The organism is Paenibacillus sp. PCH8 (assembly GCF_002968835.1).
Lineage (GTDB): Bacteria > Bacillota > Bacilli > Paenibacillales > Paenibacillaceae > Paenibacillus.
In genome coordinates, this window is record NZ_PKQK01000001.1 from 773535 (window position 1) to 797743 (window position 24209).

Below are 24209 nucleotides of genomic sequence, written 5' to 3' on the forward strand. Positions count from 1 at the left end.
TTTAAGAAGCGGGAATGACGATTTTTTGTCCAACTTTCAGGTTGTGCACATTTGAAATTTGGTTAGCTGTCGCAAGCTTGCGCCAGTCCACACCATATTTCAAACCAATGCGGTACAGATTGTCCCCTTTTTTCACCACATATACAACTTTATGGTTGATAGCCGGTTTCTCAGGTTGTGGCTTAGGCGTAGGTGTCGGTGTTGGTTTAGGCGTCGGAGCTGGTTCGGGACTTGGAGTTGTCGTTGCTTGTCCTGTCAATTTCAACCCGTATTCCGCAAAACCATCTGTATTCGTACCGATGAATGACATCGCCGGATTCGCTTCAACCAGAGCCTTCGCATCCGGGGAAGAAGCAAATACCACTTCAAGATCGTTCAGTGCTGTTGCAGTTAAACCCGCAGAAGGCTTAATTGGTGCTATAGACCAGTTGCCATCCGCTGTTGGGTTAATCGTCTTGTTCTCACGGATGTAGTCGATGATCACTTGACGGTTCTCATCTGGTGCAGCCAGAACGATACGTTTGCCGTCCGGGTTAGCCAGTTTGGATGAAGACGCACGATAGTTGTTCGTTGCTACGATGAACTTTTGTGCTGGATCAATCGGTTTGCCTTCAAAGCTCAGGTTCTTGATCCGGCTTGCCGATGCATTTACAACGGTTGCTTTGCCATCATATTTAGCTGGTTGTGTCACATCGATCTGATACGTTACGCCATCGATAACATCAAAGTTATACGTTGGGAAGTCCATATTGATCAGTTGTTGCTGTCCACCTTTGGCCGGGTCGATCTGGTTGAATTGGCCTGCTGACCATTCCAGCCATTCTTTCAGCTCAGCGCCGTTAACCATTACAGCATGTACCGTATTGGGATACACGTAAAGGTCAGCAACGTTTTTGATGGCAATGGTTCCTTTAGGGATATTCGTGTAATACGAAGCGCCTGAACGTCCACCTGCTTTGAACGGTGCTCCAGCGGACAATACAGGAATTTTCTCATACTCCGTACCTTGCATATGTTTCTCAACATACCATTTCTGTGCATTCGTTACGATCTGAATGGATGGATCATCCTGAACCAGTGCGAAGAAACTGTTAATTGGTGCTGTCGTTTCGCCAACTGGACCACGAACATACGCAAGTGTACCCTCATGCTCCTCGTGAACCGCATCAATGATCGCCTGATCTGCATCTACCAATGGTTTTTTGTTCGCTGTGTCATAGATGGCGCGTGCTTCCGTCTTGGAATCCACCACTTTCCATTTGCCATTTACTTGTTCGAGATCCAGATCAATAATTCCCAGGTGGTCACCCCAGAAGCCTGGCTCTACAGCCGGAACACCATTAATCGTGCCCTTTTCAAGGTCTACCCCTTTTTTGCCGGCAAAATCAGCACTAGGGAACACTTTATGAGCATGTCCAAACAGAATGGCGTTAATGCCTTCAACCTGGCTCAGATACAATACGGAGTTTTCCATCAGATCCGTTTGAGGAATATCTTCAAAACCGGAGTGAGGAATAGCCACAATAATGTCTGCACCTTCTGCTTTCATCTGTGGAATGAATTTTTTCGCGGTAGCGATCATATCCTTGGCGATGACTTTACCCTCCAGGTTAGCGCTGTCCCACTGCATGATTTGTGGCGGGACAAACCCGATCACACCCACTTTGATCGTATGCTCTTTGCCGTTCTCATCTGTTACTTTTTTGTCGAGAATCTCATACGGTGTGAAATAGTTCTTGTCATTCGTCTCATCATCATCACCATCGTCTATATAGACATTGGCATTAATGTAAGGGAAATTAGCTCCCTCCAGCGTCATATCCAAGAAATCCAGACCATAGTTAAATTCATGGTTTCCGATGTTTCCTGCATCATAATCAAGCAGATTCATCGCTTTATATACAGGGTGGGTCTCACCCTTTTTCAGTGGATCAATCTTCGCTACGTAGTCACCCAACGGGTTACCCTGAATTAAATCACCATTGTCAAAAAGCAGGCTGTTCTTCGCTTCGCTGCGGGCTTTCTTAATCAAAGTGGCTGTTTTGGCTAGTCCGTACTGGTCCGTCTCTTTATCGGAATAGTAGTCGTAGTTAATCAGATTGTCATGAATGTCTGTTGTCTCCATGATCCGCAGCTTAACTTTGGCAGCATCCGCAGCCGATACAGGTACCGGAAATACCGCAAGCACGTTTAATGCAACCAATGCGGCAGTCAGGCTCGATAATACTTTTTTACTCTTTTTCAAAATAACCCCTCCCGATTATGTACATTGAATCATGTCTTCATGGGCAAACGAACAGGCGCAGAAAAAGATAGATTTCATGGGTTGTACGGACTGACGCTCGGATGACATGCATCTGAACTTCAGGTTAGTTAATCTCACATGAACATCTATTATATCTGAGCTTGTCGTTTACATTCCAAATAATACCGTAATGTTCAGCCATTGAAAAGCATTATTTTTTACGTTATCCGCACATATCAACCTAAGTTTACATTATCATGCGTGATTTCGACATTTTTTTCAATAATTTAGTAGGTCATTAGTTGTGTATTCCTTTAAAATACGTATATTACATCTTTATTACATGTTTATCCATTGAAGTGATAATCGTCTACACCAAAAACCGTGAAGCCTCACGGCATCACGGTTGGATTGAATCTCTGCGGATATATTCACGTAGTGAAGCTACTTCGCAAAGGTTGTTTTCATATTCAGCTCACTGTTCCCATACATGATGCTCATGGTCTTTCCCTGTATATTCAATGCGGGTAGGTGTGATGTCCAAAATTACATAGTTTGGATCATTAGGTCCATCGAACCAGGCTTTCAGTTCATCATTCCATACTTGCTCACGCAAAGCTTCGTTCTTCGTCACTTCACAGGTTCCTTCAATTTCAACCACTTCCTTCGAACCTCCCGCTTCATAACCCAATAGCAGGCTAACATTCGGATTATTCTCCAGTTCCTCTACTTTGTGTGTACGGCGGTTCGTCGCCAGATGAATGTTCAATCCATCGTTGAACAGCGCCATATAGCGGGATTTCGGTTTACCATTTTCAACAGTTGAGAAACTGCAAAAAGGGTTGTTTTCCAATGCTTTTACAATGTGTTGTTCCAATTCAGTCTGGTTCATGGGAAGTGCTCCTTTCGGTTTTGGGAGTATATTGGAAGGACTATGTAGAAGGCCGTTGCGGGTACGGATCGTTCTTTGGATCGCGTATGCTTCCGATGTAGCTTTCTTTCAGAAAGCTTTTAGGCGAACGCTTTGCTTCCTCAGAATCAATTCTGTCCACTCCACTACGTCTACAGTTCTTCCAATGAAGGAATGGGTAAGCTAAAGTTCAAACAGAAACCTGTTAACGCCTTAACTTTGCAGGTTTAGCTTCTTCAGGTTTTATCCGCTCCATTGCTGTGTATAAGTACAGTCAGCTTACGTTAGGTGTAATAAGCCTGTACTTATAGTGTACCCACCTCACCTATGGTGAATCCATGAACCCGTCGTAAACGTGGACCTATTGGAAAAGTTGTATATAGAAATGTTTACATAAAGGGATTGGTACGCATTCTCCCCTTCAATAATTTTAATTCAGATCTCCAAGATAGATTCGGGAATCATCTGGTTTGAGTAACAATTCGCCGATCGTTTTGGGATATAGACGAATCTTGGGCAGGTCTTCAAGTGCAATCCATTCCACTGCGACCTGATGATCGTCTGGATTCGAGCCTTCAAAAATAGTTGCCTTCGGATCGATCAGATGGCATTCAAAATAAAATTCAACCTGATGGATATCTGCATCCCACTCGGCGAATTCATGATTTTTACCGATATACTCCCGGATATGTAACAGCTCTCCCACGTTCACTGCCTGCCCAATCTCCTCCAGACATTCACGCGAGACTGCATCCTTCAATTCTTCACCCTTCTCTTGTCCTCCGCCAGGGAAAACATAAGCAGTCCCATATTGGTCTTCCAACCGGATGACCAGCAACCGCCCATCCTGCACGATCACAGCTTTCGCCGAGTTGCGTATTGGTTTCATTCTATCCATTCCCCTCCTAGTCAGGCCATAGTTCAATTGATTAGCTCACCCACAGTTCATTACGTCAGTCGTCCATAGACATCTTACCTATTGTCATCGTCCTGTAATCCAAAGGCGGACAGATGAATGCCTTCCAATTCCAGCACGCGATGAAGCTCTTGAGCAAATGCCAAAGCGTTTGCTCCATCACCGTGGATACAGACGGTCTCTGCCTTAATGGGAACCAGCGTACCATCCACGGATATAACCACTCCGTCTCTTACCATCTGGAGCACTTGAGCAATCGCTTGTCCCGACTCTTCAATGACAGCTCCCGCTTGGCTACGAGGAGTTAACTTGCCATCCGCTCCATAAGTTCGATCCGCAAACACCTCGCTCACACTGCGCAGACCGATGCGAGTCGCAGACTGAATCAGCTCACTGCCAGCCAGACCATACAAGTACAAATCAGGCTGCACTTGATAGATCGCCTCCGCGATGCCATCAGCGAGCTTGCTATCTTCTGCAGCCATATTGTATAAGGCTCCGTGTGGTTTCACGTGGTGCATACGCCCCCCGCTTGCTCGGACAAAGGCATCCAGCGCACCTACCTGATACACCACTATGTCATATGCCTCTTGTGGCGTAATCTCCATACGTCTTCTGCCAAACCCCTGCAAATCCGGCAAACCAGGATGGGCTCCAATGGCAACTCCGTTCTCCATTGCCCCCTCTACGGTCAATCGCATCGTAGCCGGGTCCCCTGCATGGAACCCGCAGGCAATATTAGCTGAAGTAATAAGTGGCAGGATGGCCTCATCCGACAAAGTGCGATACACACCATAACTTTCACCCAGATCACAATTGATATCCAGTGTGTTCGAGGTATTCATTGTGTACCCTCCATTTCTGCCATTCTTCTGCGTATCAACTTGTCCATGAGCTGCATGTTGCTTTCCTGTTCCATGTACAACTGCTGGCCTTGTTCGTGAGTAATCTGTTCAAAAGCAAGTCGGGTTCCCGGCCTCGCCTGAGCCAGAATCGGCATATCCACTTGGGCTACCTGTGCAATGACAGGATAGCCTCCAATCGTCTGATGGTCTGCCATCAAGATGATGGGCTGTCCATCCGGGGGGACCTGAACCGTTCCATGGGTAACGGCTTCAGACAACCGGTCTAGCGGCTGATCCAGCTCCAGACTTGCGCCTTGCAATCGATAACCCATCCGATCCGATTGTGGTGAGACTACATATCCTTCGGTATAGAAGCGCTCCAGACTTGCTTCACTGAATTGCGAGCTGTCCTTGCCAGGCATTACACGAATGATACGTCTCCCATAATAGTCAGGTCGCTCCCGCTCAGACAAAAACCACGCTGGTGCCATCGTTTGGCGACCGTTTTTCTCTGCATGTCTCTCCATATGTTGCAACCAACATTGTGCTTCAGCAGAAGATTGACCTGTAGACAACAGATCTGCCGTGTGCAAGGATCGTCCCTCCACACCGCCAAGACCTGTTTTAAGATCTGTACTGCGACTGCCCATCACTACAGGTACATCTATTCCACCCGCAATCGCCATATATCCGCGTAGCCCATGAGGGCAAGGGCCAAATTTCAGCACACTTCCAGCCCGAAATAGAACAGGACGCCATAATGGTACAGGCAGATGATTCACCGTTGCTGTCAGATCGGCTCCACACAAGGAGACAAGTTGGCTCTTCTGAAATCGAAGCTCCGGCCCCGTCATTGTCATCTCAAGCACTGCTTCATGACGGGAATTGCCCACAAGCATATTAGCTGCTCTGGCTGCAAAGGTGTCCATCACCCCGCCCACATGAATACCATGTCGGCGATATCCCGTTCTTCCTTCATCCTGAACACTCGATAAAAGACCGGGGCGAATGACTTCAATACTCATCGTTCGCCCTCCTTACGCTTCAGCTCCTGATACTCCTGCATCGTAATCTGTGCAAAACGAATCCGATCACCTGCTGCCAATAAACTCGGTTCATTCTCACCCGGACGAAACAACCGGAGTGGTGTTCGTCCGATACATTGCCATCCGCCAGGTGTCGCCACCGGATAGATACCGGTCTGTTTGCCGCCAATACCTACGGTACCTGCTTCAACCCGCAGCCTTGGTGTAGCCCTTCTAGGTGTTGCAATCCGTTCGGATAACCCGCCGAGATAAGGAAAACCCGGGGCGAATCCAATCATGTGCACGAGATACTCCCCGGATGTATGAATCGTGATGACTTCCTCTGCAGACATTCCATGTTCACTCGCAACATAGTCAAGATCCGGCCCCCATTCCCCACCGTAACATACGGGAATTGTGACTGTTCCGGGCTTGTTCTGTACCGACTCTTTTTTCATTTGATTCAACAGTTGGAGCAACAGTTGGCTTAACTCGTGGTACGGGGAGATCATCGGATCATAGAACAGCGTGACAGACGCATATGATGGCACCCATTCGATCAGGGCTGGTAGAGTCCGCTTTTCCAGCAAAGAACATATGGACATCACCCTGCGGTGCACAGCTTCAGACATGCTATCCCCACAACGAATCATAACCGCTGTTTCACCCATCGGAGATAACATTTCCTCCGTCCATGAATAAGGCAGTTCGGTCATGCCATCTCCCCCTTTGTCCACCAAGTTAACGCCCCTTGATTACTCTCTTTCCAACGCCAACGCTTGCAATACCAGCGAACGAACCGCCGGAAACGGCACAGCTTCTTCAATTCGTATAGCAAGGTAGAGTGTCTGCAAAAACAGACGCACATTCAGACGGGATTGACTGAATTCCAGATGGGACTTACCCTCTGTTCGAGTTCGATCTTCCTGAAGCGAATCAATCCACATTGCAATGTCTGCTTGCTCCAGCAAATTGCGCCGAAGAATCGTAACCACTGCGCCAATTCATAAGGCTGATCCACGTTATCAGCGGATCGATTGGCCGATTGAATCTGCTGCAATTTTTGTTTTAATGTCCATGCATCCATCTACAACGAGTCCTTGGGAGCATCCAAATGCACGCTGCAATTGTATAACTCACACTGCCAAGCTTGTTCTATCTTGGAGATCCGGGTAATGGATGTGTTAGACAGCTTCATGCTTATATCAAGTTCAGGTACCAGACCACGCAATGTATTCCTAAGAACAGCACCGTGACTGACAACGATTACCCGTCCATTCGGGTGCTGTCGTACCATATCCTCAAGTGCAGCGCTACCTCGAACAGTCCCTGCCTCCGCAAGTTCCTGGCCCAGATCCTGTTTACTCCAGTCCACTCCCCACTTGGCTATGCGCTCCTCTTGTGTGGTTCCTTCCACCTGTCCCCCGCTCATCTCACGCAATCTTGGGTCCAGATGAATCTCCTGAATGCCCAAGCGATCACCGATGATGCGAGCTGTCTCACTTGCACGCTCCAGATCACTGGCATAGATGGCATCCCACGATTCCTCAGAAAGTCTGGCAGCAAGCAGTACGGCCTGTTCCCTTCCATCCTGGTCCAGCGGATTATCCGTCTGCCCCTGAGAACGCTTTTCCTTATTCCACGCCGTGCTTCCATGGCGAATCAATGCGATCTGTGTCATTGCGGTTTCTCATCCTTTGCTAACGATTGAAGTTCATCTTCTGTAAAATGTTTTCTTGCCTTTGGTTTGGCAAATTTACCACCATTATATTGATCAGACCCGTTTCTCGGAATGGAGAGGCTGTCCCATGAGGTTTCTTTGAGCATTTTGGCTGTATGAATGATCTGCCCTACATGATAAGGATAGTGCGCCAATTGCCGAATAATAGCCTCCATCACAGTGTGCCCTTCATTACGAATGTAGATGATATGAGACATTTGTTCCGGGGTAAACAAGCGAATGGCACCGAGCAGGCAGTTCCACCCTTCCTCCCATTTCGCGAGCAGCTCTTCCCGAGTGGAGAAATCATTCACGAATTCGGCATCCCGTTCACGCCACGACTTCTCTCCATCGGTTGTCAGTACATCCGTCCAACGGGACATCATATTGCCCCATAGATGCTTTACAATGACTGCAATGCTGTTCGCATCTTCATTCCAGGATTGAAATAGCTGCTCAGAATCCAGTTGTTCCATAGCCTTTTCACCAAGTTGCTTGTAATACAAAAATTGTTTCTCGGCCGTTTCCAGAAAAACCTGATTCATTTCCATCCGATAACCTCCTTGGGAAAAGTATGATGACCCCTGATCACATTCAGACAGATACGTCATATGTTACTTTATTCAGGGAACGAGAACGTTCCGTCTTCATTCGGTTCAAACTTCAGGACTTTACGCACCGCGTCCAGATTAAGCTCTCCATAGATATGTGGATAAAGTTCATTCAATTCGTACAGATCCTCATACACCAGTTCTGGCTTTAATGCCTTCTCATCAATACAAAGCAATAACAAATCCGTGCGACCTGCATAATATTGGCCCGCTACCCATGGAATCTGCTCCTTGGTGGAACAATGAATGAATCCATCGGTCTCCAGGCTATCTGGTGCATACTCACTTTCTTTGGATACTTGCTCCCATAAAGAATGGGAAATTATACTGTAAATCATGTTTCTGCCTCCTTCAATATCTGCGATATCTCCTATGCGTCATTGAAAATATTATAGATCATCCCGGATACGGGCGTACACTTTTTGATCCGTAAATACACATTTTATCTTTAACTGCTTGCGCAATAAACCTTCATATGACATGCCCAACTTCTCCATTACTCGTGCAGAGCCCATGTTGCCTGCATTGCATTTCCCCTCTAACCGATTGCAGTCCAGCTCCTGAAAGCAATAATTCACAATCGGTTGCATCGCTTCTGACGCAAGGCCCTTGCCCCAGTGAGTGCTGGCTATGGCGTATCCCAGTTCAGCACTTTGCATGAATTCATTGAGATGAAAAATACCACCTCGCCCAATCAAACTCCCTGTTTCCTTTAAGACAAAGGCCCAGAGGTAGACCCTTTTCTGCTCATAATTATCGAGTGCCCGCTGGATATACTGAACCGAATCCTCCGCCGTTTCATGACAATTCCACAGACTTTGCTGACTCACTCTCGGATCAGAGGCAAACGCATAATAATCATCGAGATCATCCAACGTAAGGCGTCTCAGCTTCAGCCGTTTTGTTTCAAATTCGGGCGATTCGGCAAAAAGTTTTTCTACATTCACTCAGAGCACCTCCATGATTCAAATTGAGTACATCATCCATCCATCTTATTTCTCAGGAAATAACGATCTATCATAACCATGCACAGGATACCGACCGTATATCGAATCAGATCGATTACCAGAAACCCATGTCCCAAGATAAGAGCACCCCATACGGTTGAGCGTATCTCAATAAGCCAAGGCGTCTGAATCAACTGCGAGAACTCTATTAGCCAGCTGAACATACAGCTTAATAACATGGCCCATATGATACTGCGATGAGTCCATACCATTCGCACTCCGAAATAGATCATGCCCGCCCAACATGCATCACCGAAATGATCACGTACCCAATCGGGCAGCACCTCACCAAAGTGTCTGGATGCCAATCCTGCCGCCATGGCCGGCATGACTGCGAAGAAATAGATCGGCTTGTTTTTGATAAGCATGCTTTTCAATCGATCACACGCCTTCATCAAGCACTTGTAAAATAAACTCCGTTTTGGCGGCGGTATACGATTCTCTGTCGTCCTTATTCTCGTCAGCAAGCTTAACCTTGAGAGCGGCGTAAGCTTCCACCAGATCCGGTCGTCTTCTCAACACATCCCGAAATCGAATCTGGCGCTCCCAACGATCTTCACCTGGACGCATCAGGTGAAGGTGTACAGCTCTCTTTCCATCCTTAACTCTGACCCAGAACCGTCTGTATTCTCGTCCATCCAGTTCAGGCGGAACGTAATTCCAGCCCAACGGATTCAGCTGATCCGCAATCAGATCCATATCATCCCATGACTGTACCTCTGCCATCAGATCAATGATGGGCTTGGCGGGTAAACCTGGAATAGATGTGCTTCCGATATGTTCGAATTGATGAATATTAAACTGCTGTAAAAGGTGTTTGAGTTGCCGGATTTCTTCCTGAGCCTGTGAGTCCCAATTAGGGTTGGCTGGAGCAATCTCCACTGACTCTGTCGCCCAGGCAGGCCAGTTTTCCGGTTGCAATGGATCTGACATTTCAGAGTTCACTCCCTTGATCTCGTTAGATTTCTATATATCCAAAAAGGAGCGTATGTCTACGCCCCTTCGTTGTCTGTTACCTTGATGATATTGATGATCTTAACGTGTCATGTACTGATTTTATCTTTGAATTGATGCCAAAATGCTTCATGACATAAAGATTTATTTTACCGTAACAGGTATCGTCACTTTTTTGTTGCCCCACTTGGCCGTTATGGATGTTTTACCTTTGCCCACAGCGACAATCTTGCCATTCGTTACGGTGGCTACGCCCGGCTTCGAACTGCTCCACACTGCACTGTTAGTCACAACCGTGGTCTTACCCGTATCATATTGAGCCATAACACTCAGCGTTGTACTTCCCTGTGGGGACAAGACAAGATTTTTCTGGCCTGTAATCAACTTTTTGAGCAAAGGTACAACGGTAAGCTCTGCCTTTATTGTCTGATTTTGATAAGTTCCTGTCAAGGTTGCTTGTCCTTCGGTCAGCGTCTTAACAGCACCATTTTTCACGATAGCTACATTCGTATTGGAAGAGGTCCATATGATCTGTTTCGAAAGGTTGATCGTTTTCCCATTAGCATAGGTTCCGATGACCTTCAATGCCTTGGACTTCTTGATGTTGAGCTGCATAGTAGCAGGTGTGACCTCTACCTTGGTTATCTCGTCCGTCACGGCAACGGGAACTTTCACCGTTGTTGAACCATATTTGCCTTGAAGCAAGACTCTGCCAGGAGTCACGCCTTTAATTTTTCCATTTTCCAGCACAGCCGAAGAAGTGGATACGGACCACACAATCTCGGACGTCACATCCTCTTCCTTGCCGTTCGCACGGATAATGCTTACTTTCGGAAGGGTGCTTTCGCTGCCTTTGACGAAACTGTAGGATGTAGGTGAAGCTTTGATGCTTTTGATCTTCTCCTGCACCTGCACAACCAACTGGGCTTTAGCCCCGTCTACCTCTGCAAAAATGGTTGCTTCGCCCGCGGCCACAGCTTTGACTTTGCCTTTCACCATCGTCGCAACCGCTGCATTACTGGTGGACCAAGTCACACCTTCGGTAACATCCTGCTTGTTATCAAACCCTTCTACTGTTGCCATCACCTGAAGCGTAGCTGTTTCGGATACACTCATCTTCTGTGGACTGCTATTGGTTATTTCAATTGATGTCACGTCACCTGTAGCCGCCAAGGCCAACGAAGGGACCAGGACGGTTAATGCAATAATTAGAGCAAGTGTGCCTCGAAGCGCCAGTTTGATTCTATTCATCTCTATCTCCATCTCCCATAATCCAATATTTTACTTCTATTATAGTATATCGGATACGAATTGCATAAAGTTGAATAACGTAAGCGGGAGTCTTGGAACAATTCATAATTTGCATTGAAGACGAAATGGTTCTATTGATGAAAACAGCCCGCAATCGTTTCAAAAAAGCCCTTGAATCTGGACAAATTGAAATCATTAACGAGCGTGAATGGAAGCTGCGTTAAAGAATATAGGTGAACCATGGCACGTATTCAAACACCTGAAGGCTACTGTTACGTAATTGGAATAGACGACCTTATTTTGGATCGATTGAGAGCCTCCGAATACTGGACAGATGCCCTAAGTTTGGAGTGGGCACGTTACCTGATTTACAGTCAATTTGATACGATTGATTTAACATACATGAGAAAAGTTACAGCCGAGGAAGATCCCAAATTGGCTGCTCGACTTGAACAAGAGTACCCGTGGGTAACTGATCATATGTTTAATTAAAAGGAACCCCGGTCAAGGGGTTCCTTTTTCTGATTCTTCACTTCCTAAAGCGTTACCTAACCTGTCTAATTCACTTCATCCTGCTCTGGCATAATCAAGCTCTCGGCACCGCCCATATAAGGTCGTAGGGCTGCCGGAATACGAATGCTTCCATCCTCCTGCTGATGATTCTCCAGCAGCGGAATCAGGATACGCGGCGATGCCACCGCCGTATTATTCAGCGTGTGACAATACGCCAACTTACCCTCGGCATCTTGGCAACGAATGTTTGAACGGCGAGCCTGAAAATCATGCAGGTTCGACGACGAATGTGTCTCTCCATATGCACCACGGCTTGGCATCCAGGTCTCAATGTCATACTGTTTGTACGTTTTCTGCGACATATCCCCTGTACACACGGCCACAACCCGATAAGGCAGCTCCAGTAATTGCAACAATTCTTCGGCATGCCCCGTGATTTCTTGCAGCATCTGCTCCGACTCTTCCGCATCAGGGGCACAGAGAATAACCTGCTCCACCTTGGCGAACTGGTGTACACGGTACAATCCGCGTACATCACGTCCGCCGGAGCCAACCTCACTGCGGAAACACGTCGATACCGCAGCCAGCTTCACCGGCTCTTGAACATCGACAATCTCATCCGCATAATACGAGACCAGCGGCACTTCAGAAGTCCCCACCAGCCACTTGTTCTCCCCTTCAAGTTCGTAGACTTGATCTCGACCGGTTGGGAAGAAACCCGTGTTCACCAGTGCGTCCTCCCTAACCATCAGAGGAACCTCCATCGGTGTAAACCCGTGCTTCAGCAGCAGATCAAGCGCAAGTTGCTGTACAGCCCGATGCAGTAACAGGCCAGCGCCTTTCAATACATAGCTTCGCGTCCCGCCAATCTTAACTCCACGTGGAATATCAATCAGATCGTGCAATTCCCCAAGTTCCACGTGATCTTTGGTGTTATACTCGAACGTTGGCACCTCTCCCACACGTCGCAGCTCCACATTATCTGCGTCCGACGTGCCTTTCGGAGTATCTGGGGATACGATATTCGGCACCAGCCATTGCAGCTTGGTTACTTCCTCCTGCACAGGGGCGAGCTTGGCTTCCACCTGTTCCAACTGTTCATTGAGCTGTTTCACCTGGGCCCGCAAACCCTCGGCCTGTTCCCGATTACCCGCTTGCATGAGTCTGCCAATATCCGCGGATAACGTATTACGTAATCGGCGTCCTTCTTCCGATTCTTGCAAAAGTGCTCTGCGTTCCTCATCCCGCTCCAGCAATGTACGAATGCTGATCTTGATTTTTTTTCCGTCCGCCGCCGCCTGAACCTCTTCTGCATGTGCCCGAATCCACTTCATTTCCAACATGGTCACCGTCTCCTTTGGCTGTAAAAATACAAAGAGCGCCCTCATCCCTTGGGACGAGGAGCGCTCTGCTCGCGGTGCCACCCAACTTGCTGAATCAGGTTACCCTGCTCCAGCCTCTTGGTCCGCGATAACGGGCGGTTCCGGTTAACTTGGGGAAATATCGCTCCCCTGGCGAAAACGCCTCCGAGTTGGATGCTCTTCAACGGCATGGTCCGATCTGTAATTGTTGTGTCTCAGTATATACGAATGTTGTACTTCATTGCAACCTCTCACCTGTATAGATTCGGATGTCATGGCACACCTTGACATGCCCTGTTATGATAGAACTTGTCTGCGCGATTTCATCTGCGTGGTGATCTCAATTCATAACCATAAGTATATCGCTTACATTGTAGAAGGAGTTTTTATGAAAAAATTGCTTTGGATTGGATGTCTCTCCTATTTCCTCATTGGACTCGCCCATGTTGTGCTCGGTTCCATTCTGCCGGTTGCACTTGAACATTACGGTAAAGATTACAGCCAGGGCGGAACCCTGATCTTTGCCCAATTTGCCGGATTTCTTGGCGGTGTACTATTATCTCCATGGCTGAACAGACGCTTCGGTAAACGAGGAGGCCTGTTAATCGCCACAGCGCTGCTCTGTATTGCAGAATTATCCTACATGTTGCTGCCACCCTGGGGCTGGATGTTCGTCATTGCACCCGCAGCCGGATTCGGATTCGGGATGGTTGAAGCCGTAATTGGCACCATTATCATCGCTGCAATCAAAGATAATACAGCCGTTGCCATGAGCCGGTTGGAAGTGTTATTCGGCATAGGTGCTATGGTCATGCCGCTCATTGCCAGCGGTCTGATTGCTGCCGGTTACTGGCGTATGTCCTTTCTCTTTGTTGCGATCTGTGCAGCACTGACCTTTGTATTCTGGGCGAAAGGCTCATTTGGTGAGCTAGACCAGGTATTGAATCGACGGAGTGCAAAAGACGCTTCGGTACACGCCGATAATGCCGGAGCAGCAGGTGAACTGCACTCCGCAACTGCCAGTACACGCACTCCAACTTATCGTGGACGTAACCTGACGCTGCTGATCTTATTCGTCCTGTTCTTCTTCCTTTATGTTGGCACGGAGATGAGTCTTGCAAACTTCATGCCCGCGATCCTGATTGAGAAGATGAACATGAAGGAAGCTGGAGCTGCACTTAGCGTCACTTGCTTCTGGATTGCCATGGCCGTAGGAAGGCTGTTCGCTGGATATATCGCAGAGAAATTCCAATATCGCGTCTATATGTTATACAGTTGTCTCGCGTCTGTTCTTTTGTTGATCGCATTCCCATTCACCAACCAGATCTGGTCTGCATTCCTTATTATTCTGCTGCTTGGACTTGCGATGTCCGGGATCTTCTCCATTGCCCTTGTCTTCGCCAGTAAACTGCTGCCCGGAACAGAGGAATCGACACCCAGCATCCTGATTGCTTCAGGCGGGGTTGGCGGCGCTATTCTACCTCTAACCACAGGATGGAGCCTGGATCATCTGGAGGTTAATCAGTCTGCGTGGATGCTTGCGATATTCGCTGTTGGTCTACTTGTCATTAGTGTAATCACGTATCGATGGCAGCGCAGAAATATTACAGGCTGATCCGAAGTGAATGCTACACAATATCCATAGTAAATACGCCGTAACCAATGTCTACTCCAACATGTAGCATTGGGCGGCGTATTTTTATGTTTACCGTAAAGTCTTCACAAGTGCGGCAACTTCCTCGTTTCCATATCCAGCTTGTATGGCTCTGCTGAACATACGCTCGGCAAATACAGGAAAGTCGTCATTGATTCCAGCTTCCCGGGCCTGCTGTTGTAGTAACTCAATGGTGATCATGCAGGTGTTAATTGAAGTTTGGGGCTTGTCGTATTGTTCGTTATGAATGACTTCACTCTCGTACTTCATCACATCTCCGATCATGGGTGAAATACTCGCGATTAGCTGACCCAGGCCGTTGACTTCCAAACCATCCGACTCCATAATACGCGCTGCATGAAAGAAACCGATATAAGCTGCAAACAAATAGGCGAGAAATGCCAGATCTGTTGTGGAAGCTGCACTTACCTTTTCTCCCAGAAAAGGAGCGTAGCCTGCTAGACTTTCAATGATATCTGTATTTCCATCATAAGCAGCCTTCGCACCGGAAAAAAATATGGCCGCTTCAGGTTGACCAATCTGTGAAGGTGACGCTGCTATGGCTCCATCCAGATAACTGGCTCCCTGGGCAAGAATCCATCCTTCAAGATCTCTTGCCTGCTGTGGGCTTCCTGTGCTTAATTGCATTACAGTACGTCCCGTAAGGGCCGAACGAACGTCTAATTGATCCAGGATTTCATAGGACGCTGCATAATCTGATACACAGACAATCGATGTCTTACTGGCACTGATCGCTTCGCTTACAGTAGGCACGTACTGTGCCCCTTTTTGGACAAGTCCCTCCGCTTTATCGAAAGAACGATTCCACACAAAGACCTGATATCCCTTATCCAGCAAAACACTGGCCATTGCACTTCCCATGGACCCGAGTCCAATAATCGTAATATTTTTCATGATTCAGTTCCCCATTTCTGTGCTGGGATCAAATGTCGCATCACCATATCTTGGGGATCTATCATGGATGCAAAGTTCTTAAATTCCACGGTGGCAGGCAACTGCTTCAATGCAGATACAGCAGATTGCATATCCTTCCAGGAGATCAAGTCAGTCCAACTTGTCCCGTCTTCTGTACATAACAGGCTCCGGCGCACAAAACCAGGAATTTGATTTGCAAGTAATTGCTCAAGAATCCCTGCAGCCGCAATAAATTGTTTAGGGTCCGTATCTGCCTTCAATCTGAACATGACCAGTTCAAGTACCTCATTCTCTTGGCTTTTCATATCTGTCATCTGTTCCATCATCTTATCCATTCCTCTCGTTGTTCAATTCAGCGTAGTATCAATCATCTTGACTACATGATTCAGTATACGAAATAATAGTGACAACTAATGGCACTAATTATTGATGAGCACTAAATAAATAAATTCAGGGGATGTAATATACGTATGAATAAAGCGCAACGGCTTGTCCATCTCATCATGGTAGTCAACGAACGCAAAACATTCACCATTCAGGAACTGGCCGATGAATGCGGGGTATCACGTCGGACCATGATTCGGGATCTGATGGAGTTAAGCGAACTGGGTGTCCCTCTATATTCGCAGCCCGGACCCGGCGGGGGGTACCGTGTGCTACAGGACAAGTTACTTCCACCCATACAGTTCACTGAGCATGAAGCAACCGCATTATTTCTTGCAGGTCAATCCTTGAAGAACTATCGCCATCTTCCGTTCGATAATGAAGTGAACAGCGCTCTGCACAAGTTCTATCATTACCTTCCGAATGAGCTGAAACAGAAGATAGATCATATGCAGCAAAAACTTGTATTCTGGATTCCACCTCACCAATTAGAACTACCACACTTGAAAGGATTACTCGATGCCGCACTGGACCCGCATCCGGTTCGAATTACTTATGAAGCTGCACAGCGTAAAGAGAGAACGATTCATCCCATTGGACTCTATACCATGAACGGACTGTGGTATTGTCAGGCATACTGTGAGCTGGCGCAGAACCATCGGGTGTTCCGTGTAGATCGGGTTCAGGAACTGACTGTGCTCCAACAACAAGATGTAGATGAGATAAAATTAACGGAGGAAGAGAATATCAGACCTTGGATCATGAGGATGGATGAGACGGATACGCTTGAGCTTGAAGTGGAATTGACCCCAGAAGGTGTCAGACGCTGTCAATCCCAATTGTGGTTGTCTTCTTCAATTGATATCTGCACGGATGGTTCAGGGGTTATTCAGCGCACCATCAGTTCGTCTTATATGTCATGGGCTGTCCACTTTTTCTTGGGGCTAGGTGTCGAAGCCAATGTACGTCAACCCACGGAATTAAGAAGCCTCATTCACCAGAAACTTCATCAGTTGCTTGAATTGTACAAGACATCGTAATGACACATCGTTATAACCGTACAAGCAGCATGAATCCACGAGCAAAAAATAGCCCACATTGAGAACTGCACCTTCCACGGTTTAGATGTTTTCTAAACCAGGTCAAGTCCAAATCACTGCGGGCTAATAATATTTTTTTTAAAAAAATCGAGGTAATTATTACAATAAATAGGTTTAATGGGTTTAATTCATCTAATTAAAACAACATAACGCATGCTACAGGTAATTACCCAGGAAATACTGAATTACGTACTACACATCGCAACTACCTTTCTTACACTTATTGCTCACTTACTAACATACTCGCTCACTCACTTACTTACATTGAAGGAACCACACTTCCTTTACTCTTGATGAATTTACCGAATACATATCGAACGAGTGGCCCCAGAATAATAAGTTGGTAAGGAAGCGCCAGGCTAAAATTACGAGCAATTGTATGAAGATACGTACTTAGTATGGATGCCCCAGTTAGCTGATTTGCAAGATAACCTGAAATCATTCCATACAAGGACATGATCAGAACCATCCCCATTACCATGAAAAATGACATCACTAGAACGCTTAGGATCTTGTTGGTCTTGTCAAAGGGTAAGGAAAATGCAATTTTTCTCGCCACCGGTCCTACAATGAAGGACTCCACCAGGAACGCAATGATGAAGCACAATATGAATTGCAGCAGTATTTCCAATGGGGACATCTTGCCTAGTAACCCACTATGCCATAGATTGAAGGACATCATGACCACAACCATCCCTGTACACATCATTAACCCAAAAAACACTTGTTCTTTCTTTGTTGTTGGCAATTCTCTCATCCTCTCTGTTTACTCTGACAATTATAAAGATTATGGATACCCTCACATAAGTGAACATTCTGTGAACTCCATGACGATTGGAATGTATCTCTTGAACATTTTCACTGCGCATAAATCCAAAATCCCTAATTGACAACCCCGATTCACAGCCCTATTATATCCCTTAAAATGGCAGAAACGAATCAACCCACTTTCAGGAGGTTTTGGAGTATGAGTTCTCAAAAGCGCATGGACCACATCGGCATTACCGTTCGTGATCTGGAGACCACACTCCGTTTCTATACGGAGATTGTTGGTCTTGAATTGAAAGACCGGGTGACCCCTACGAACGGGGTTATAGGTAGAGAATCTGCATTCAGAATTGGAGCTGACGTATGAATATTTTGATTACTGGAGCAGCCGGAAAAATCGGAAGAGACTTGTCCCACTATTTATCAGAAGCATTCCATCTGCGTATAACCGATCTGGATATCGAAAGACTGAATGAGTATCAAGATACACGCCATGAGATTATGGCACTTGATGTGACGGAGCCAGAAGCCTGCCAGAAAGCATGTGAAGGAGTGGATGTCGTTGTACATCTGGCTGGGGACCCCTCCCCACATGCCGGATTCTATGAATCCCTATTGGACATCAATATCAAAGGTACATTTAACATGTTCCGTGCCGCCAAGGATCAGGGCGTGCGAAGAGTCATTCTGGCGAGTAGCGCACAGACAATTGAAGGGTATCCCATCGATGCCCAGATCTATCCCGACATGCCGACACAACCACGTAATTTGTATGGGGTTAGCAAATGTTTTGGTGAGTCCCTCGCTTCCTACTTTGCTTACACTGAGGGCTTACAAAGTGTTGCCATACGCATAGGGGCATATGATGATTTTCAACCGGATGGGCCACCGCTGGAGGCGCGTGATATGAGTGCTTATATTAGTCCGGCTGACCTGTGTGATTTGGTGTATAAGGCGATTACGACTAAAGAACTCGAACCGTTCACCATTCTACACGGCATTTCAAATAATCGTTTCAAACGATTAAATCTGGAATCAACGCAAAAACAGATTGGCTATGACCCCAAATCCGATGCCTTTGCACTCAGTCAGATTTCTTTATACGATACACCACGATAAACGGTTAATGGCCGATATGTACATATAACGGTCGCTTTTCTTCAGGGCACTACCTCTCTCATTGCCCTATCCAGTTCCTGACTGGACAGGTATGGCCCTCTGGCCTATAATTACACCTAGTAATGCCCGTAACTTCATAGTTTCCCAGGGGAGTCGGAATTGGCCGACTGAGAGTGTATCCCACCAAGATACTGACCCTTAGACCTGATCTGGATCATGCCAGCGTAGGAATCGGAGTATATTGAATTGGCGCAGCCTCTTTGCTGAATGCCACACCTCTAACGCCTGCACGCGTCCCGGATTACCGGGGCGCTTTTTTATGTTCTTTTATCTAGCGAGAGCTAAAAAAGTGACGTCATCCGGATCATAGCTGGTATAAATCTGTCGATTTATGCAAGATGCTTGGATATGAAGCCAAGGAGTACCCCGTGCCACTGGCCGGACAACATGAAGGAGAGAATCAGAGATGACATGGCGTAAAATGACAGGACTACTACTCTTATGTGTGACACTGGTTGCCATAACCGCTTGCGGTGGCAAAGAAGCAGCACCTACAGAACAGAACGGTAGCAGCAGCACTGAAAATAGCAGTGAAGGTGACAACGCAGCCCTCAAGGATATTAAAGTGGTGCTGGACTGGACACCAAACACGAATCATACCGGCCTGTATGCAGCCGTGGATCAAGGTTTTTACAAAGCCGAAGGCTTGAATGTTGAGATTGTGCAGCCGGGTGCCGGAGGGGCAGATACGATGGTTGCGTCGAACGAAGTGCCTTTTGGCGTAAGCTATCAGGAAAGTGTAACTCAAGCCCGCACACAGGGTGTTCCACTTGTCTCCGTTGCAGCAGTTATTCAGCATAATACATCCGGGTTCGCTGCTCCTGCGGATCGTAACATCAAGTCACCGAAAGACTTTGAAGGTAAAACTTACGGCGGTTGGGGATCTCCTGTTGAAGAAGCCGTGATGCAATCCATTATGGAAGGCGAAGGCGCCGATGTATCCAAGGTGAAAAATATTAGCATGGGTGATGCGGACTTTTTTACCGCGGTGAAACGGGATATTGATTTTGCATGGATCTTCTACGCCTGGACCGGCATTGAAGCCGAACTGCGCGGGGAACCGATCGACATGTTATATGTGAAAGATTATGCCGATGCACTGGATTATTACACGCCTGTGCTCGTAACTAACGAAAAGACGATTCAGAACGATCCAGAACTGGTGAAAGCATTCTTGAAAGCCACTTCCGAAGGATACCAATATGCGATTGATCATCCCGAAGATGCAGCGAACATTCTGATCAAAGCCGTACCGGATCTGGACAAGGAATTGGTGCTGGCAAGCCAGAAGTGGCTTAGTCCCAAATACAAGGACGATGCCCCGCGCTGGGGTGAACAGAAACAGGAAGTATGGCAGAACTACACCGACTGGATGTTTAGCAAGAAACTGCTGGATGAACAGATCGATGTGAGCAAGGCATATACGAACGAGTTTTTACCCCAATAAAATTTCTCATATAAAAAGAACTTAATATTTACACGAGGACGGAGAGGACAGAAATAACGTGAAAAAGCGGAGCGTTCGCCTAAAAGCTTTCTGAAAGAAAGCTGCATCGGAAGCATACGCTATCACCGGATTTTCCCTTTAGAGAAAGGGAATCAAAAAATCTGGGGATAACAGCGATTGGAGGGTTATTCTGTCATCGAAGTGGCAAGTGTAACCGTCATTAGTTCATTTTATATATTTTGAAAGGAGCCGTGATCTCTTATGGCAAGCACATTACTCAGCATTCAGGTTATTCCCAAAACGCCTAACGGCGAGAACTCTTATCCCTACGTAGATCATGCCATTGAAGTTATTCAGCAATCTGGTTTGAAGTACCAGGTGAACCCGCTCGACACCACCATGGAGGGAGAACTGGAGGAACTGCTGGAGGTTGTCCGCAAGATGCACGAGGTACTCGTGGAGGCTGGCAGCCCAAGCATCATCTCCCAGATCAAGATCGCCCATAGCCCTACGGGCCTCAGCATGGACACCCTGACGGAGAAGTATCGCTAATGCATGCCTATTTCAAAAGTATATGGCCGCCCCTTGTGGCGGTTATTCTCTTTATAGCGATATGGCAGGGAGCTGTCTCCTTGTTTCATATCGAGAAATGGATGCTGCCGGCACCATCCGACATCGCCCGCGAAGCGGCATCCCAGGCCGAGCGACTTGGCATGCACGCTTCCGCTACCATTCAGTTGACCCTGATCGGATTCGCGGCTGGCACAGCGGTTGGATTGCTGATTGCGATGGTGCTACACTTGGTCCCTTTTCTCAAGTCAGCTCTGTATCCTTTACTTATTCTTAGTCAAAATATCCCGACCATCGCGCTCGCACCGCTCCTGTTAATCTGGTTCGGATTTGGGCTACTGCCCAAGCTGATTACCATCATCCTGGTCTGCTTCTTCCCCGTGGCGGTGGCGGCCATGGACGGCTTGACCCGTACTGATGCAGCCATGATGAACTATATGCGTATGGCTGGTGCGAAGCGCCATCATATCTTCTGGAAGCTGGAGTTGCCTCATGCGCTGCCATCCGTGTTCTCCGGTGTCAAAATTGCTGCTACCTATAGCGTAATGGGTGCCATTATCGCGGAATGGATCGGAGCAGACAAGGGCATTGGCTATTATATGATGCTGCAAAAGTCGGCCTACCGCACAGATCGCCTATTCGTTGCGATCATGATTATTGTCGCGCTCAGTCTGCTGCTATTCCTGCTCATTGCCCTGCTGGAGAAGCTGCTCGTGCGCTGGCGACCACAGAAGCGACAATAAAGCGTGCAACCTTTCCAAAAGGTACGTATTGGCATATTGGCATAGCGGTTGTAGCTAACACGTACACATCTCACAATGAGTAGTCATTCTTATCGTGCGACGGAAAAATAAGATGATGTAATTTGTATATTAGGATGTGATAACAATATGAATTGGCAACAGGACAAACAAGTGCAATCCAGACTTGATGCGAGCACAAGCGAGCCAAAACACAATGATATGCTTAATGCAGCTAGTCTGGATCAACCTGACAATACAACTTCAGCTCAGGTCACCGATTCGCCTGCACTGGACGTCGTTAATGTTCATTCATCATTCCGCGAACGGCGGAGCAGACTGCCCGTTCTGAACGGTCTGTCCCTGACCGTGAAGCAAGGTGAGTTTGTCGCCATCGTTGGGCCTTCCGGCTGTGGCAAAAGTACGCTGTTCCATATCATCGGCGGTCTGCTGAAACCACAGAAAGGCCAGATCCGGATGAACGGTCAGCCAGTTACAGGACAGCGTGGCAACATCAGCTATATGCCGCAACAGCCTGCCCTCTTCCCCTGGCGAACCATTGAAGAAAACGTGCTGCTTGCCGGTGAAGTCGCTTCAGCCTCTGCAAGTGCTGCTCCTAGAGCTGAAGCACTTGCAGAGGCTCGGAAGTGGTTAAGCAGTGTAGGTCTTGCCGGGTTCGAACAGGCATATCCTCACATGCTATCGGGCGGAATGCAGCAACGGGCTGCATTTCTACGCGCTCTGCTCAGTCCGCAGGAACTCATGCTACTGGACGAACCTTTCAGCGCGCTGGATGCACTGACCCGTAGCGACATGCAGCGCTGGCTACTCGATATCTGGGAACAGAACCGCCGCTCGGTGCTGTTCATCACCCATAATATCGAAGAAGCATTGCTGCTTGCGGATCGGGTCTATGTATTATCCAACCGACCTGCAACGGTGTTGCACGAGGTACATGTTCCTTTTGATCGCCCAAGACGAGAAGAAATTACGGAGGAATCCGCTTTTCTGGAGCGTAAACGGCAGATTGCTAAGTGGATGAGAGAAGAACAGCAGAAAGCCCGCCTATCTTGATAGCGCGGGTTTTAAGTTATTTTTTTCCTTTAATGGGTGATCCACCACAGGAAACCCTGCGTAACTATAGTTAAATACATATGAACCCAAGGAGGAAACCCCTCATGAAATCTCAAACTTTCGCACCATTAATTGATGCCCACATTCACTTGGACCAGTATAGCCCTGACGAACAACGTGAGATGCTGCTCTCTTTCCCGTCCCAGCACGTTGAAGCAATGATCGCTGTGTCCATGAACCTGCCCTCTGCCCAGACTAATCTGGAGCTTGCCAAGCAACATCCCCGCACCGTGTACCCTGCCTTCGGCTTCCACCCGGAGCAACCCCTGCCACCCTTACCCGAACAAGAGACATTCTTCAATTGGATCGAACAGCATGTCGGACAGGCCATCGCAATCGGGGAGGTCGGACTTCCCTATTACAACCGTCAGGAAGCAGAGCAGGCCGGGCTGAGCTTTGATCAGAGTGGATATGTTGACCTGCTCGAACGCTTCATCCAGCTCGCCAAAAAGCACAATAAACCGCTCGTTCTCCATGCTGTATATGAAGATGCCAATATCGTCTGTGATCTGCTGGAGCAATATCAGTTCCGACGTGCCCATTTCCACTGGTTCAAAGGATCACGCCAGACCGTCCAGCGCATGGCTGACAATGGTTATTTCATCTCTTTCACACCGGATATTCAATACGAAGAGGAGATTCGGGAACTGGCCCGGCAATATCCAGCCGAACAAGTCATGGCCGAGACCGACGGCCCCTGGCCCTTCGAGGGACCGTTTCAGGGACGAATGACACACCCTGCGATGACGAGACAAGTCATTCAGGCCTGGAGTGAAATTACCGGGATGGGAACCGAGCAAGCAACTCGCCTCTTTTACCGGAATACGAAGCGGTTCTACGGCTTAACCTGAGTACACTCAGATCGAAGCAAGCTCGCTCGCTTGTCCTGTCAGCACAGACAACACCTTACAACTCAGCACAAAGAAGCCAGTCGGCTTA

Annotated in this window: 28 protein-coding genes and 1 riboswitch; of the genes, 10 read left to right on the forward strand and 18 right to left on the reverse strand. The window is 47.5% G+C overall.

Going from position 1 to position 24209, the window contains the following annotated elements:
* Position 1 precedes the first annotated feature (1 nt).
* The 14 genes from C0Q44_RS03315 to C0Q44_RS03380 form a co-directional block, all read right to left on the reverse strand.
* Positions 2–2245, reverse strand: a complete 2244-nt coding sequence (locus tag C0Q44_RS03315; RefSeq protein WP_105406054.1) for a bifunctional 2',3'-cyclic-nucleotide 2'-phosphodiesterase/3'-nucleotidase — start codon at positions 2243–2245, stop codon at positions 2–4.
* A 475-nt stretch (positions 2246–2720) separates the two neighbouring features.
* Complete coding sequence (locus C0Q44_RS03320; RefSeq protein WP_105406055.1) at positions 2721–3137, reverse strand: pyridoxamine 5'-phosphate oxidase family protein; 417 nt, start codon at positions 3135–3137, stop codon at positions 2721–2723.
* Positions 3138–3585: 448 nt separating this feature from the next.
* On the reverse strand, positions 3586–4044 hold the full coding sequence (locus C0Q44_RS03325; RefSeq protein WP_105406056.1) for an NUDIX domain-containing protein: 459 nt from the start codon (positions 4042–4044) through the stop codon (positions 3586–3588).
* Positions 4045–4127: 83 nt separating this feature from the next.
* Positions 4128–4916, reverse strand: a complete 789-nt coding sequence (locus C0Q44_RS03330; RefSeq protein ID WP_105406057.1) for a LamB/YcsF family protein — start codon at positions 4914–4916, stop codon at positions 4128–4130.
* On the reverse strand, positions 4913–5941 hold the full coding sequence (locus C0Q44_RS03335; protein WP_105406058.1) for a 5-oxoprolinase subunit C family protein: 1029 nt from the start codon (positions 5939–5941) through the stop codon (positions 4913–4915). Before C0Q44_RS03335 ends, C0Q44_RS03330 begins: the two co-directional genes overlap by 4 nt.
* A complete protein-coding gene (gene pxpB, locus C0Q44_RS03340; protein ID WP_105406059.1) occupies positions 5938–6657 on the reverse strand; it encodes a 5-oxoprolinase subunit PxpB in 720 nt (239 codons plus the stop codon). The genes C0Q44_RS03335 and pxpB overlap by 4 nt, the downstream gene beginning before the upstream one ends.
* A gap of 39 nt (positions 6658–6696) precedes the next feature.
* Positions 6697–6936, reverse strand: coding sequence for a hypothetical protein (locus C0Q44_RS03345; protein ID WP_105406060.1), 240 nt, complete (start codon positions 6934–6936; stop codon positions 6697–6699).
* A gap of 92 nt (positions 6937–7028) precedes the next feature.
* Positions 7029–7622, reverse strand: a complete 594-nt coding sequence (locus C0Q44_RS03350) for a histidine phosphatase family protein (protein ID WP_105406061.1) — start codon at positions 7620–7622, stop codon at positions 7029–7031.
* A complete protein-coding gene (locus tag C0Q44_RS03355) occupies positions 7619–8212 on the reverse strand; it encodes a DUF1572 family protein (protein WP_105406062.1) in 594 nt (197 codons plus the stop codon). The genes C0Q44_RS03350 and C0Q44_RS03355 overlap by 4 nt, the downstream gene beginning before the upstream one ends.
* Positions 8213–8280: 68 nt before the next feature.
* Positions 8281–8610, reverse strand: a complete 330-nt coding sequence (locus C0Q44_RS03360; protein WP_105406063.1) for a DUF952 domain-containing protein — start codon at positions 8608–8610, stop codon at positions 8281–8283.
* Between the two features lie 51 nt (positions 8611–8661).
* On the reverse strand, positions 8662–9219 hold the full coding sequence (locus C0Q44_RS03365) for a GNAT family N-acetyltransferase (RefSeq protein WP_105406064.1): 558 nt from the start codon (positions 9217–9219) through the stop codon (positions 8662–8664).
* A 32-nt stretch (positions 9220–9251) separates the two neighbouring features.
* The gene (locus C0Q44_RS03370; protein ID WP_258166271.1) at positions 9252–9647 is read right to left on the reverse strand and encodes a ribosomal maturation YjgA family protein; all 396 of its coding nucleotides are present in this window, start codon (positions 9645–9647) and stop codon (positions 9252–9254) included.
* 13 nt (positions 9648–9660) lie between these two features.
* Positions 9661–10212: a GrpB family protein gene (locus tag C0Q44_RS03375; RefSeq protein ID WP_105406066.1), complete on the reverse strand. Its 552-nt coding sequence runs from the start codon at positions 10210–10212 to the stop codon at positions 9661–9663.
* Between the two features lie 165 nt (positions 10213–10377).
* Positions 10378–11484 (reverse strand): Ig-like domain-containing protein, encoded by a 1107-nt coding sequence (locus C0Q44_RS03380; protein WP_105406067.1) that lies wholly within the window; start codon positions 11482–11484, stop codon positions 10378–10380.
* A 240-nt stretch (positions 11485–11724) separates the two neighbouring features.
* Here C0Q44_RS03380 and C0Q44_RS03385 point away from each other — a divergent pair, with 240 nt between their 5' ends.
* On the forward strand, positions 11725–11976 hold the full coding sequence (locus C0Q44_RS03385) for a hypothetical protein (RefSeq protein ID WP_105406068.1): 252 nt from the start codon (positions 11725–11727) through the stop codon (positions 11974–11976).
* Positions 11977–12041: 65 nt separating this feature from the next.
* Here the strand turns inward: C0Q44_RS03385 and serS are convergent, their stop codons facing one another.
* On the reverse strand, positions 12042–13340 hold the full coding sequence (serS, locus tag C0Q44_RS03390; RefSeq protein WP_105406069.1) for a serine--tRNA ligase: 1299 nt from the start codon (positions 13338–13340) through the stop codon (positions 12042–12044).
* Positions 13341–13746: 406 nt separating this feature from the next.
* Between serS and C0Q44_RS03395 the strand changes: the two genes are divergently transcribed.
* Complete coding sequence (locus C0Q44_RS03395) at positions 13747–14973, forward strand: MFS transporter (RefSeq protein ID WP_105406070.1); 1227 nt, start codon at positions 13747–13749, stop codon at positions 14971–14973.
* Between the two features lie 90 nt (positions 14974–15063).
* Here C0Q44_RS03395 and C0Q44_RS03400 read toward each other — a convergent pair whose 3' ends face one another.
* Both C0Q44_RS03400 and C0Q44_RS03405 read right to left on the reverse strand, forming a co-directional pair.
* On the reverse strand, positions 15064–15927 hold the full coding sequence (locus C0Q44_RS03400; RefSeq protein WP_105406071.1) for an NAD(P)-dependent oxidoreductase: 864 nt from the start codon (positions 15925–15927) through the stop codon (positions 15064–15066).
* The gene (locus tag C0Q44_RS03405) at positions 15924–16274 is read right to left on the reverse strand and encodes a hypothetical protein (RefSeq protein WP_105406072.1); all 351 of its coding nucleotides are present in this window, start codon (positions 16272–16274) and stop codon (positions 15924–15926) included. Before C0Q44_RS03405 ends, C0Q44_RS03400 begins: the two co-directional genes overlap by 4 nt.
* Before the next feature lie 144 nt (positions 16275–16418).
* Here C0Q44_RS03405 and C0Q44_RS03410 point away from each other — a divergent pair, with 144 nt between their 5' ends.
* On the forward strand, positions 16419–17372 hold the full coding sequence (locus C0Q44_RS03410) for a helix-turn-helix transcriptional regulator (RefSeq protein ID WP_105406073.1): 954 nt from the start codon (positions 16419–16421) through the stop codon (positions 17370–17372).
* A gap of 319 nt (positions 17373–17691) precedes the next feature.
* Here the strand turns inward: C0Q44_RS03410 and C0Q44_RS03415 are convergent, their stop codons facing one another.
* Positions 17692–18189 (reverse strand): DUF2798 domain-containing protein, encoded by a 498-nt coding sequence (locus tag C0Q44_RS03415; protein WP_308737387.1) that lies wholly within the window; start codon positions 18187–18189, stop codon positions 17692–17694.
* A 210-nt stretch (positions 18190–18399) separates the two neighbouring features.
* Here C0Q44_RS03415 and C0Q44_RS03420 point away from each other — a divergent pair, with 210 nt between their 5' ends.
* From C0Q44_RS03420 to C0Q44_RS03450, 7 genes are all read left to right on the forward strand, one after another.
* A complete protein-coding gene (locus C0Q44_RS03420; RefSeq protein WP_308737388.1) occupies positions 18400–18567 on the forward strand; it encodes a VOC family protein in 168 nt (55 codons plus the stop codon).
* Entirely contained in the window at positions 18564–19319 is a 756-nt protein-coding gene (locus tag C0Q44_RS03425) for an NAD-dependent epimerase/dehydratase family protein (protein ID WP_105406075.1), read from the forward strand. Before C0Q44_RS03420 ends, C0Q44_RS03425 begins: the two co-directional genes overlap by 4 nt.
* Before the next feature lie 136 nt (positions 19320–19455).
* A riboswitch (TPP riboswitch) is annotated at positions 19456–19568 on the forward strand.
* Between the two features lie 217 nt (positions 19569–19785).
* Positions 19786–20826 carry an ABC transporter substrate-binding protein gene (locus C0Q44_RS03430; protein WP_105406076.1) on the forward strand — a complete coding sequence of 347 codons (1041 nt, stop codon included), beginning with the start codon at positions 19786–19788 and terminating at the stop codon, positions 20824–20826.
* 261 nt (positions 20827–21087) lie between these two features.
* Positions 21088–21378, forward strand: a complete 291-nt coding sequence (locus tag C0Q44_RS03435; protein ID WP_105406077.1) for a thiamine-binding protein — start codon at positions 21088–21090, stop codon at positions 21376–21378.
* Positions 21378–22139, forward strand: coding sequence for an ABC transporter permease (locus C0Q44_RS03440; protein WP_105406078.1), 762 nt, complete (start codon positions 21378–21380; stop codon positions 22137–22139). The genes C0Q44_RS03435 and C0Q44_RS03440 overlap by 1 nt, the downstream gene beginning before the upstream one ends.
* A gap of 219 nt (positions 22140–22358) precedes the next feature.
* Positions 22359–23210, forward strand: a complete 852-nt coding sequence (locus tag C0Q44_RS03445; RefSeq protein WP_374955088.1) for an ABC transporter ATP-binding protein — start codon at positions 22359–22361, stop codon at positions 23208–23210.
* 104 nt (positions 23211–23314) lie between these two features.
* Positions 23315–24121, forward strand: a complete 807-nt coding sequence (locus C0Q44_RS03450) for a TatD family hydrolase (protein WP_105406080.1) — start codon at positions 23315–23317, stop codon at positions 24119–24121.
* Positions 24122–24209 lie beyond the last annotated feature (88 nt).